This is a genomic window from uncultured Bacteroides sp. (genome assembly GCF_902491285.1).
Classification (GTDB): Bacteria; Bacteroidota; Bacteroidia; order Bacteroidales; family Bacteroidaceae; genus Bacteroides.
The window spans coordinates 1-13,071 of sequence record NZ_CABUHK010000058.1; the positions used below are offsets into that span (position 1 = coordinate 1).

At 48.2% G+C, this 13,071-nt stretch carries 6 protein-coding genes; all 6 read right to left on the reverse strand.

The window, feature by feature from the left end:
- Positions 1 to 276: 276 nt before the first annotated feature.
- On the reverse strand, positions 277 to 2,619 hold the full coding sequence (locus tag RDN93_RS14790; RefSeq protein WP_308746229.1) for a BamA/TamA family outer membrane protein: 2,343 nt from the start codon (positions 2,617 to 2,619) through the stop codon (positions 277 to 279).
- Between the two features lie 2 nt (positions 2,620 to 2,621).
- A complete protein-coding gene (locus RDN93_RS14795) occupies positions 2,622 to 7,133 on the reverse strand; it encodes a translocation/assembly module TamB domain-containing protein (RefSeq protein ID WP_308746230.1) in 4,512 nt (1,503 codons plus the stop codon).
- A gap of 115 nt (positions 7,134 to 7,248) precedes the next feature.
- A complete protein-coding gene (locus RDN93_RS14800; RefSeq protein WP_308746231.1) occupies positions 7,249 to 9,570 on the reverse strand; it encodes an ATP-binding protein in 2,322 nt (773 codons plus the stop codon).
- 44 nt (positions 9,571 to 9,614) lie between these two features.
- On the reverse strand, positions 9,615 to 10,949 hold the full coding sequence (locus RDN93_RS14805) for an MATE family efflux transporter (RefSeq protein ID WP_308746232.1): 1,335 nt from the start codon (positions 10,947 to 10,949) through the stop codon (positions 9,615 to 9,617).
- Complete coding sequence (locus RDN93_RS14810) at positions 10,946 to 12,178, reverse strand: pitrilysin family protein (protein ID WP_308746233.1); 1,233 nt, start codon at positions 12,176 to 12,178, stop codon at positions 10,946 to 10,948. The genes RDN93_RS14805 and RDN93_RS14810 overlap by 4 nt, the downstream gene beginning before the upstream one ends.
- 5 nt (positions 12,179 to 12,183) lie before the next feature.
- Positions 12,184 to 13,023 carry a peptidylprolyl isomerase gene (locus RDN93_RS14815; RefSeq protein WP_308746234.1) on the reverse strand — a complete coding sequence of 280 codons (840 nt, stop codon included), beginning with the start codon at positions 13,021 to 13,023 and terminating at the stop codon, positions 12,184 to 12,186.
- Positions 13,024 to 13,071: the final 48 nt, after the last annotated feature.

Sequence of the window (13,071 nt, forward strand, 5' to 3'; positions counted from 1 at the left end):
AATTGTGTAATATTAAAAGGTTAGTGATGTCAACGGCATCAGATTTCGTTGCAAATTTACAAAAACTTTCTTTCTTTTGTCTTGAAACAAAAGAAAGAAACAAAGAAAAATTCAAGACTGACTTTTTTCTCCTACTCACACCCTTCACTACGCTAAAGGGCAGAAACTCGCTACGCTCAAACAGTCTGCCCTTTTTGACGCTCCGTTACGGGTGTTCGCTTAACGGAGAAAAAAGTAGGTCGGAAAACCTTTCGGCATGTTAGTCTATGCAGTCCATTAGAAGGGATAACCAATAGCAAAATGTATTCCCAAATTCTTGAAGAAAGCTCCGGTGACATTGTAATAGCCGCTTCGTTCCGTGTCATACGGCAGATGCAAAGGAATACCGAAGTCGAGACGGAAGACGAGGATATCCATATCGTAACGGACGCCGAGACCTGTACCCAAAGCTATTTGTTTCGGGAAAGTTTTCAGGCGGAGTTGCGAGTCGGGACGGGCTTCGTCCTTGCGCATCAACCAGACGTTGCCGGCATCGAGGAAGGTAGCTCCCCAGATGCTCTTGAAGATGCGGAAACGATATTCGACGTTTGCTTCGAAGCGGAATGTACCTGTTTGGTCGAGGTAGGAATATTTGCTGTCTTTCGGGTGATAGCCACCGGGACCGATGCTGCGTACTGTAAAGGCACGGATGCTGTTGGCGCCGCCGACGTAGAATTGTTCGCTGTATGGGGCAATTGTGGCGTTGCCGTATGCGAAAAGAGCGCCTAATGCTACGCGGGAAGCGATTTTGTTGTTCTTGTCCATGTTCCACAGATGGCGGAATTCCGTGTTGAATTTCATAAACTGGGAGAACGGGGCGCCCAGGAGTTTCTTACCTTCCTCGTTATAGGGTCGGCCGAAAGCACGGTAGATGGTGGCGGTCACGTTTCCGGCAGAGGTTACGGTGGATTGCCACCAGATAGGATTCTTCACTCTACGTGCAGATGCGTTATCATACGTATAGGTGTACTCCATGGCCGGGATGAACTGATTGTCCAGGCTGACATATAGTGCAGGATTGTCGGCAGCAATCTCCTTAAACTCTTCCGACTGATGTTGCAGGACGTTGAATGTCAGTTTGAAGGGCGTGATGCTGTGGCGGCTGGTACGTGTCGGCTGGAAATCGTAGGTTGCGTTGCCGCCGAAGGATAACAGTTTGTAGTATCTGGCCCGGTTCAGTTGGTCGATATACAGGCGGAAAGTAGTCGTAGCGGGGAAGTCAAATTCCATTTTTCCCCAACGCGGGAAGACGACTCTCGGGAAAGTCAGAGAAGTGGATATTCCCATTTCCCAACTGTTCATCAACGAGCTTTTCTCTCCGCCGCCGGTCTGCCATTCGTAAGAGCCTTTCAGTTTTACGTTCCAACTTTCGCCACCGCCGAACACATTATTGCGGGTAACACCGAATGAGGCACCGGGACCGGTCTGGTCGTTACTTTTGGTTACTACGTTCAGTTCCAGTTCGGCATCCAAGGGTTTGGCGAAAGTCGCCTGCATCGTGATGCCCAATGTGTCACAGGCGGCTGTCGTATCTTTTGGGGCGTATTGTATATCCATATAGCTGAATATCCCCAACTGGCTGAGTTTCTCCTGCACCTGTTCCTGGCGATACTGGCTGTAAAGACGGGTACGGTTGGAAGCACGCATCTGCGTATTCCGTACAAACTGCTGATAATTCAGCCAACGATACAACATATTGGGGCGAACCTGCAATTTCTTGTAATAGTGGATATTCAGGTTCTTGTACATCATACTGTCATTGGGTGTCTCCCCGTTCTTTCCGAACAGATAGACAGACGCATCGCCTACGTAATAAGGACGCTGCGCCGCAGCAGGCAATCCCGGAACAGGAATCAGGCGAAGGCTGATATGCCCGCCGGGAACCAGTGTCGTATCCGCCTGATAAGTCATATAGTCGGGACGGAAATAAAAATATCCCCGGTTGCGCTGCAATGTACTGATGCGGGTACGCTCTTCGTCCAAATCGACTACACTGAACTGTTCTCCCGGACTGATATAAGACATCCGCCGTCCGCGTTCCATAATCCGCAGAGTCTGGGGAGTGAAACGCTGATAATACACCGTATCAATAAAATAAGGATTCTTCATATCCACCGTGTAGACAACGCTCGCTTTCAGACTGTCTTTCTTGTCAACTACCGTTTCGTAGGCTACCTTTCCGTTGAAATAGCCATAATCACGAAGCAAGTTGGTAGTCACCTTCACACGTACTTCCGGATTGACCGTAGAAATAAACACAGGCGGGTTGGCGGCAAAACGGTTGAACATCCACTTGCCGAATCCTTTCTTATATTTCACAAAGTCATTGTACATCCACATCTTAAAAGGTATAGGCAGGATTCCGCCAAACATCTTCGTACTGGGCGTTTTATCAAGAGCGGCGGCGATTTCGGTCAAAGCCGTCTCCCCTACCGGCGTTGTCGATTTATTCAAAACAACAGTCTTGCTTCCGGTATAAAGCACTTCCCCTTCGGGAAGATGTTTCGTCACCGAACAAGCCGACAATAACACTACACTTATCAGACAACAAGCCAATATATTAATACGTATCTCTTCCATTCTTACTTCTTTTTCTTAAAGATGAACAGTTCACTCAGTTTGTCCAGCTTCTTGCGAAGCACTATACCGACTCCGGTTTCCGTAATCTCGCCTTCGAGTACACTCTCATAATTCTTGTCATAGAACAACCGGATATAACGGGTTCCGGTCCTGTCCAGACGATATTCCAGAGAAATGTTGTCAATGAAGGATTCGGCATCATTTGTCGCATTCTCACCTTGAGAAACCTTGCCGCCGATTACAATCTGGAAGCGGTTGTTGAAAAGACGCTGCGAATAACGGAAACTATAATCCGTCCGTTTGCTGCCGGTCTCCGAGTCATCGTGGTCTTCGACACCGACAGAGAGGCTCGCATTCTTCAAGTTCCCCATCAGTGAATTTATCTGACTGCTCAATACGGAAGTCAAGGCAGAACCCATGTTCAGACTGCCGAGTCCGCCGCCACCTCCGCCAATCGGTCCGGTGCCGAGATAAGTTTTCATCACCATGATATACAAAGCCTGTTTACCGCGTTCTTCCGCCCCCATAGCGGTCAATTCGTTTTGTACGGTCGCGTCTTCGGGAGCCGATACATCAAACGCGAACGAAAGATTATCCAAGCGGTTCTTGACTACAATAGACACATCGAAGTTGACCATGCGACTTCCTCCGTTCTCCCCTTCGGACACGGATGCCCGGATACGGTCGGTCGCTTTGAAGTTCAACATCGGATTCATCGGATTTCCCGTCCATTCCACATAGCTGCCGTTATCAATGGCAAATTCCTTCGCCGCAATCACCGGTAAGGCATACTTCATCAAACCGCCACTTAATGTATAGCGGCCGGTCAGACTCAAGTCACCCTGCGGAGTATATTTCATGGAGAGGTCACCACCGCCTTCCAGTTCCACACGATTGTCATTGCTTGTATCCAAATCAACTTTCACCCGGACAGACGGGTCGATATGAACCATCATTACCATATCCAGTCCGCCTAAAGAGACGGTCGGCACCTCTTGCCGGACAACAGTCGTAGTATCGCTGAATGAGGTAAAAGTCACCAGACTTCCTAATCTGTCCTGCACTGTCAGCGGTGAGTCGGTCAGGACATATGAGACGTCGGTATTCCCTAACAGACTCACGTTTCCACGCATATTCAGTCCGTCCAAAGGCCCTTTCACCGTCGCCCGTAAGTCGGCAAATACCTTACCGTAAACCAAACTTTCCCGGGTACGTTTGGCATCCAGCAGTGTATAGTTCTGCGCCAGCATATTCAGATTCGCCATCGGACGGCTCATATCGCGGAAATCTACGTAGCCATCAATCGTAAACGGATTCTTCGATGTAGTATAAATTGCAAATTTATCAAATTCCAGCCGGTTACTCTTAATCTGTACAGGACGGTTATCCAATATAAAACGCGCACCATACTGGCGGGAAAGGACAGCGACACTATCCAGTACCAGCTCGCCGTTTATCAAAGGCTGTTCGGTGCTGCCCGTTATATTCAGGTTCCCGTCCATATCACCGGATAAGGTGACTATCTGGTCGGGAATAAAGACATTGGCTACCCGAAGCGGGAAATGCTCCAATATCGTATTCACCTCCAGGCTGTCCTTGCCAGTCCGGGTGGGAAGTAGTTTTCCATCCGCAACCAACACTTCCACCTGGTCGTGATTCAGATAAGCATTCAAGTATTGTTTTCCCTGTTCCCCCGGCAGCCAGGTAGCCCCCAACGCCACGTCACCGATACGCTGACGTTCGTAAGTCAGTTCGTCAATAGACGCTTCAGCCGAGAGTTGTAAGTCTTTTTCCGTTTGTACATAATGAGCTTCCAACGAGAACAATCCGGTTATTTCGGGGAAATAAGGCAATACACTCGTTAGCTCTTGCAGACGGATTCTACGTATTTCGACATCTATATTCTGCAAAGACACCGTGTCGCCCGGCACGGAATGCACCCTGAATCCCATTCCTTCCTCGTCCCACATATCCACATTGGCATATACACGCATATTCTTATGCAGGTAAATCCAGTTATGATTCTCGTTGAAATGGAACTTCTGGAAAGCGATAACCGGATTCTCCGGAATCAGCGTGAAAGCTATTCCGTTGCCCTTGCCATGCCCTTCAAACAGAGGACGGGCATTTACGCCCAACAATACACCGGTTTCTCCTTTACCGTTTTTATAATCTACCAGCAATTCCGCATCACGGTCGCGAATCTCTCCCGACAAGGTAGTGGAGAAGGAGAATTGCGGGTTCTTAGGCCCGTTTATCACTCCGGCACGCAACTTCATAAGCGTAGTATCCTGTTTGACGGTGAAGAAAACCGTATCCAGTTGCAATGTGTCTACCTTCAACGCATGAACCGCCGCTTTCCCGTTGATACCCCAATCGGGAGCCGTGCCGAATTTCATGGCAACATCGTGATAGGCAATATTTTTAGTAGCCAGGAAATAAGCTAACGGATTCTCTTTTCCTGCGGAGAAAGACAAGATAGCCGTCGGCAACGCTTCACGCAATTCGGCATGATTCAAGGCTTTCTCATCAATCTGCTTCATCAGGACATCCACGAAACGGGTGGACTGACTAATCAAAGGATTAACACCGGAACGTGCGCTCAGGTTGAGTTTCATATCACCGGAAGTAAGATGAGTAAACACCCGGTTCTGACGAGCCTCGGCAGAAAGATTGAAAGCAAGCGGACGCTTCATCGGTTCGGGCATCAAGCCCAGTTCATGCAGGTCGAGCTGAGTGACGTCAACCGTCACTTTTCCGTCGGGATAACTGTGCGCCAAATTGTATTCGGCATCCGTTGTCATCTTCAACAGCTCATTGTCACTGGTCAGATTGGCTGTCACCAATGCACCTTTCAAGGCCCCTGTCAGGTTGACGTTGGAAAGATGATATCGGGCATAGTGAAGCTGGTCTAAAGTCAGATTCAACTTGGCATAAGAATGCAAAGACATCACATCCAGCCCGCGGCCTTTGGCATCCGCCGAAAGAGAAAGTCCGTAAATAGAGTCTTTCGGAAGAAAATTATGGAGTTGGAGATTGTCAATCTTCAAGTCGGCTGCATAAACTTCGGTAGAGGTGTTGAGTTCGGCATTCACGCCCATAGCACCTTGTCCCTGTTTCAAGCGAAGATTAGCCTTGTATTCGGGACCTTTCAGGTCGATACGGGCTTTCAGGTTCATACTGTCGGGAATTACGATAGTACCGTTGGGCGCTTCTCCCGACAAGGCAGTCAGAAAGTTCAGATTCTGAGTAGTCATGTCCAGACCGATAGTTCCGGAACGTGTCAGGCTGTCAGCCAGGTTTTCAAGAATACCGCCGCCCTGCAAAGAGAAGGCACCCGGCAGGTCTACCGTAAAGCGGGAAATCTGCATTTCTTTCAAGTTACCGTCCGTACCGGCACGGATAACGAGCGGACGGAAAGGATAAGCCTCTTTGAAACTATCCGGCAGTCCGCCTGTGAACAACATGACGTCCTCTTTGCCGATATAAGCATTCAAACTGGCGGACAAACGTCCTGTGGTCGGGATATTGACAAGTTCCCAATAAGTATGGGCGGATAAATCCATTTCGGAGTGAGGGGTCTGCAATTTCAAACCGGGAACACTGATGACTGAATCGTTGGAGAATGCCCGGCCTGTCAGTGAGGTGATACTTAATCCCGAACGCTCGTTCATGGCGAACTCCCGGATGACGGCATTCATATCCCTGCCTTTATATAATAAGGAGTCCAGACCGATGCGGACATCACGGACGGCAATATGCGAAGCGTCGAAACCTTCGGCAGGTTGGGCTGTTCCGGTATCATAGCTGGCGGAAGTGCCCGACAAAAGGAACTTCTTCAAGCCGTAGAACTGATTTTTCAGGTCGGCTTGGGCGTTGTCGATAGCTGCTTCACCGATATGGGCCGCCATCCGCATAGAGTCGGCAGGAAGCTGCATACTGAACGATACATTTTTCAGTTTCAGTTGATGAAGGTCTACTTTCCAGTTTACGGGAGCGGAAGCGGTGGTATCCTTGGGAGTAGTCGTGGTGTCGTTCATCAGCAGTTGCACGTGGGTGTCGGAGAGTTCCACATGATTAATGACCGCTATTTCGTCGGACAGGTCAACGCCGTGGCTTTGCAAGAAGAAATGTCCTAAGACACCTTTTATCTTCATCCCCTCTATCATACCGGCAGAGTTGACCGCCACCTGGTCCAAGGCTACTTCGTCGACTTCTACTTTTCCTTTGAGCAACGGCCACGCCTGCACGCGTACGTTCAGACTCCCCAAAGACAATAACGTGTCCGGCTGCTGAATCACTTCTACGCCGCGAACCAACAAATTGAGCGGAAAACGAAGGTCTATCCGTTCCACCTGGATCTGCATGCCGGTTGCTTTTGAAGCATAAGCTGTTACTTCCCGACGCAGAAGATTCTGTACGGGCGGAACATAAAGCAATACCATTAGTATTACAAAGAGTGTTATGGGAGTAAGCAGTATCCAGCTTACCCATCGTATCCATTTTCGTTTCATGTAAAAATGTGCCAGTGTAAATTAGGTGACACAAAGTAAACAATTTATTTTGAGAAAAGGTTTGGATAATGGCAAGAAAGATACGATGCCCGGCTAAGGAGTATAATATTTCTGCCTAATCGACATTTTTCATCGATACCAAATAATTTTCCGCTTCGCTGATTATAGTACAAACAGTTGCCAGTGTGACCGATGTTGTATCACCTATCTCGCTCGAAAAAGATTCTCCACGACAGGATTCCAGATATTTTAAGGGGGCTATTGCATCCGATGCACCTATCAGTGTGAAAAGAGGGAGCAGTTTATGCGCCATAGCAGCTATACCGTCCGTATCTTTATCCACTAAAGCCTGCTGCATCCGTCCGATGTTCTTCTTGGTTTCCTCGACAAAGGTCTGAATGATAGAATATGCCGCTTCCGGGTCATCTTCAGAATAGGCGGTAAGGGCGGAAAAGTTTATTCCGGTGTTTCCCATATCTTCAGTGATATGGGCCTCATCGGCCGAAAGTTGTCCTTCGTTGACTGTCAGCAGTAATTCTTTCACTGTAAATGGCTTATGCAGACATCCGGCAAAGCCATGCTCGTGCAAGGCGGCTTTGTCCATTTCGCTGCGGGCGGTCACGGCAATCACAGGGATGGTCTTTGCCTGCGGAATGTTGGAAGCACGCAAAAGTTTTACCAAATCGAAGCCGTTGATAGCCGGCATTTGTATATCCGTCAGCAGGACATCAAAAACAGAAGTGCGGAGCTGTTCGATAAGTTCTTCGAGCTGCTCGCAGCATACTGCATCAATGCCGTGTTGTTTCAACATGGCTGCCGTCAGGCTGAGTTGGATTTTGTCATCGTCAATCAAGAGGACACGGATTACTTTCATCACAGGAATGGCAGTTACTGCTTCGTCCATATCCGCAACTTCCTTTTCTGACGATGATTTACTTTCCATGCCGGATTCGCCTACCGGATAAAGGGGAAGAACGACTGTAAAGCAACTTCCCTCTCCCAGTTTGCTTTGTACATCAATCGTGCCCTCAAGCAGAACGACCAATTTCTTCACAATGGATAATCCCAAGCCGAAGCCTTCTTCCCCCTGCGCACCGGACAAACGGGTAAATTCCTGGAAGATACGTCCGCTGTCTTCCGCAGCCATGCCTTTTCCGGTATCTGCAATGGCTATCGTCAGTTTAGAAGCGACATAAGTAGCCGTCAGCGTAATCTCGCCTTTTTGGGTAAACTTCACGGCGTTAGATACAAGATTGTTTACGATTTGCCGAAGTCGCAAAGGGTCGCTGATGTATTTTCCATTTAATTCCGGAGCAACACGGCACTGCAAAGTCAAGCCTTTGGCGGCAGTCAACGGTTCAAAACTGACATAGATTTCTTCAAACAACTGCGAAGGATTGAAAGTGACACGGTTCACTTCCGCTTTATTAAGGTCGAGCCGGTGGAAATCGAGCAAGTCACTGACCAGTTTCAGGAGATGTTCCGATGAACTCTTCATATTGTCCAGGTAGAAACGTTGACGTTCGTCCTCGGTCAGGCGTGACAGCAGTTCGGTATAGCCCATGATGGAGCCTAGCGGTGCCTTAAAGTCGTGAGTGATGGCGAGCATCAGCTTTTCACGGGCGACGAGCAAATCTTCCGCCCGTTTGTTCGCTTCTTCCAACTGCCGACGGTAGCGGTTGCTGCGGGAGATGTCACGTACTATCAATATCAGGAAAAAGACAGACAACAAGACCGCACCGATAGCTATTCCGGCAATGGTGCGTGCGGAGCGCATCCTTACTTCCTGCTGCATCTCGGCATCCTGGCGGGCACGCAAGGTCATTTCTTCTTCGTATTGCTTTATCAGGCTATCCATTCTTGCCGTCAACTGCGAGTTCATACGCTGGTATTTCGTGCTGGTGCGCCGGATTGTTCTTCGTCGTTGCAACCGTTTTTCCTCGGTAGCCATGCGAATCTTTTGCTGAAGGGAATCTTTGGAAGCGGCGGGCTCCAGAATGGTATCCGTAGCAACCTCCAAAGAAGTATTGACCAACACGGCACTATCCTGCCTGGAAGGAGCAAACACTTCTACCAGTCGCTTGAAAAAGCCTTTTTTTCTGGGAGTGGTCAGCAGGGAGTCGCGCTTGGTGATAACCCGGTGTTGCACCCGCTGATGGGTTATAACGGAATCCTGTTCGGAAATAATCTCTTCAATCTCCGAAGCGGAAAGCAGGCTGTCATTCGCTTCACTCAGCACGCGGAGCATCTGGATAGTATTCTGGTCTTTTTCATGAATCAGAGTCAGCAGGCTGTCTGTCCGCAGATTCTGCTGGTCATCGGCAGCCGAGAGTGTCTCCATCTCATGATGCACAAACACGAGAGAAAAGAGAAGAATCGCAAGTAATAACGTGTAACCGATGGTTACTTTCAGCTTTGTGAAACGATAGGAAGCCATGGTTTTGTCACTGGGTTATATATTAGTATGATTACAGAATTATCTTATTTCGTCATGTAGTGGAAACGCCACCAAAGCATTAATCCTGCACTTGTCAGTCCGAAAGGGAACGCCATCCAGACACCAACCACCCCCCAGTCCATTACGAAACCGCAGAAGTAACCTACGGGAAGGGAGATGATAAAGTAAGCTATAAAGGCGATGACCATCATCAGTTTTACATCCGATATTCCACGCAAAGCGTTGGCAAAAGTTATCTGCAATCCGTCGCCAAACTGATAGACGAGGAAAGGGAAAATAAGCGAAGTTACCATAGCCGCTACCTCCGGGCTATCGGTAAACCAACTTCCCAAGTGATTGCGGCAAAGAAAAACGATAAAGGAAAGTACCACGCCCAATGTCATCATCAAATGAAAACCGGCATAGGCGGAACGGCGTACATTAACTGTATCATCCTGCCCTTTGAAGTTGCTGACACGGACTGCTACCGCAGCGCCCATCCCGTAATACATCATAAAGGTGAATTGAGAAATTGCCAGCATGACCTGATGGGAAGCCAAAGCAATCGTACCCAGCCAACCAATCATTATGGCACTCAGACTGAAAGAGGCCGTTTCCATTCCCATCTGAAAAGCAACCGGCCATCCGAGCCCGTTCAAGCGGCCAAAGATGGCACGTGACCACCCCAGCCGGAGAAAACCGACTTTATAACGGATGAAACGCGAGCTGCGCGCAAAGATGATGATAAATACAATTACCATCACGATACGTGAGAACAGGGTACTGACACCCGCCCCCAACAAGCCCAGTTCGGGTAAGCCGAGTTTTCCGTAAATAAGGATATAGTTGCCGATGATGTTCAGGACATTTCCACCGAGCAGTATCCACATGGCTGTTTTGGTATCCGTGATTCCGTCCGTAAATTGTTTGAATCCATTAAAAAGCATGACAAACACCAGGGAAGCAAGCAACACCAGGTAGTAAGGTTTTATCAGGGGAATCAATTCAGCCGGTTGTCCGAGACGCTCTATGTTCAAGAAGAGAACAGTCATGCAGACGGTCAGCAGGAAGGCGACCATCAGATTTGCCAACAGGCTGTTGCGCAAGGCTTGTCCGGCAGAGGCGTATTGACGGGTGCCGTACAGACCACCTACAATGGGTGTCAGCCCGTACGAGAATCCGGTACTGAAAATAATGGCTAGATTGAACACATTATTCACAAAAGATGCCGCGCCCAGCTCTACCGTACTATGATGCCCAATCATTAATGTATCGGCAAATCCGAGTACAATAACACCTATCTGTCCGATGACAATAGGTAATCCGAGATAAATCAGTGCTTTGTAATGCTCTCTGTAAGTTCTATAAATATTCCTCATTTACTTTTATAATAGAGTACAACTCCGTTCTCTTTCCGGAAAGCCGATTGGGCTACGGTCTGCAACTGTCCGGCCGTGACGGAACGGTAACGGTCTACTTCCTTTTCCATATCTTCGGCCCGTCCCAACAGTTCGAACCAGGCAAGGTTGGTTGCCACATTCAGATAATTAATGTTACCGAATATCTGGGTAGACTCAAATTTGTTTTTTACTTTTTCCAGTTCCTGTTCGCTGACAAGTTCCTGCTGCAGACGATTCAGTTCTTCACGAACGGCAGCTTCGGCCTGTTCCAAAGTAACGCCTGCCGATGGTTTTCCGGCAATATGAAACAACCCTGCATCTACGCTGCCGGAGATATAAGCGTCTATGCTCGAAAAGAGTTGCCGTTCTTGTACAAGACGCTGGTTCAAACGACTGGAACGACCGTTGCTCAGTATATCCGACAGAATATCAAAGGCGTAATAATCCGGATGGCGATGGTCACACATATGATACCCCATGAACAGAGCGTCGAGGGGAACATTCCGTTCTACCGTCAGCCGGCGTTCTTCTGTCTGTTGCGGTTCTTGAGGCAGATTCCGCCGGGGTACTTCCCGACGGGGAATAGGTCCGAACCATTTCTCCGTCAGTTCTACAGCTTCTTCAAAAGTAATATTACCGGTCACGGACAGAATAGCATTGTTCGGAGCGTAAAAACGGAAGAAGAATGCTTTTACTTCTTCCAATGTCGCGTTGGCGATATGCGACAGTTCTTTTCCGATGGTAGGCCATTGATAGGGATGCTTCTGATAAGCCAGGGGACGGAGAAGATGTCCAACGTCTCCATATGGCTGGTTCAGGCAGCGTTGCTTGAATTCTTCCATTACCACTCCCCGCTGTACCTCCAGACTCCGCTCGCTGAAATCAAGACTCAGCATACGGTCGGATTCGAGCCAAAAGCCGGTTTCCACGTTCTGACGGGGTACAGTGAGGTAGTAATTGGTGATATCATTGTTCGTCCAGGCATTATTCTCTCCACCCGCCAGTTGAAGCGGCATATCATAATCGGGGATATTCACCGAGCCGCCGAACATCAAATGTTCGAAGAGATGGGCAAAGCCGGTATGTTCGGGATGTTCGTCACGAGCTCCCACATTATATAATATATTAAGAGCCACCATCTGCGTACTTTCGTCCTGCGAATGCACCAGACGCAACCCATTGTCAAGAATGTGCCTGTTGATTTTCATATCATTTAGTCAAGTATTGTCGCTTTTATTATCTTCACATCTTCTTCGGGACGGTCACTGCGGTCTGTTTTTACCTGCTGGATTTTATCTACAACGTCCATACCTTCCACAACTTCGCCGAATACGGTATATTCACCGTCCAGATGCGGTGTGCCGCCTACGGTAGTATATGCTTCAATCTGTTCGGGCGTGAAGTGGAATTCCGGTTCCTTAGCCGCCAAATCCTGCGCCTCAGCAAACAACTTCTCCTGCAAGTCATAAAGCCCGTTCTCGTCGTTCGCCTTACGCATCTTATAGATTTCCTTCATGTGCTTCTGCGCCAGGCTATTGAAAATAACATTGATTTTATTTTCATTCATCTGGCTTTCCATGCCAAGCAATGTAGAATCATTGTACACCTTACCTGTCACGATATAGAACTGGCAACCGGAAGATTCTTTCTTCGGGTTCACATTATCTCCCTGGCGGGCTGCCGACAGAGCACCTTTCTTATGGAAATACTTCGGATATACAAATTCTGCCGGAATGGTATAGCCTACATCTCCCGCACCCAGCATTTTCCCCTTCGGCGCATTCTTCGAGTCCGGGTCACCTGCCTGAATCATAAAGTCTTTGATGACACGATGAAACAGCGTACCTTCATACATTCCGTCTTTCACCAGTTTGATAAAATTATCACGATGCTTGGGTGTCTCATTGTACAACTTCACTTTGATGTCTCCGGCAGTCGTTTCAATCTTTACCAATGTCTCTTTATCCATGTCTCCTCCTTTTTTTGTTCCGGTCTTGCAGGAAATTAATCCGCAAAACGATATGGTTAATAATATCAATACAATCTTTTTCATAACGCTTTTATTTAATTTAAGTTTGCAAATATACCACTTTCACCTAAA

Excerpts from the sequence above, each read along its gene's own strand:
- RDN93_RS14800 (WP_308746231.1), bottom strand. The coding sequence starts at position 9,570 with ATGGCTTCCTATCGTTTCACAAAGCTGAAAGTAACCATCGGTTACACG.
- RDN93_RS14805 (WP_308746232.1), bottom strand. The coding sequence starts at position 10,949 with ATGAGGAATATTTATAGAACTTACAGAGAGCATTACAAAGCACTGATT.
- RDN93_RS14795 (WP_308746230.1), bottom strand. The coding sequence starts at position 7,133 with ATGAAACGAAAATGGATACGATGGGTAAGCTGGATACTGCTTACTCCC.
- RDN93_RS14815 (WP_308746234.1), bottom strand. The coding sequence starts at position 13,023 with ATGAAAAAGATTGTATTGATATTATTAACCATATCGTTTTGCGGATTA.
- RDN93_RS14810 (WP_308746233.1), bottom strand. The coding sequence starts at position 12,178 with ATGAAAATCAACAGGCACATTCTTGACAATGGGTTGCGTCTGGTGCAT.
- RDN93_RS14790 (WP_308746229.1), bottom strand. The coding sequence starts at position 2,619 with ATGGAAGAGATACGTATTAATATATTGGCTTGTTGTCTGATAAGTGTA.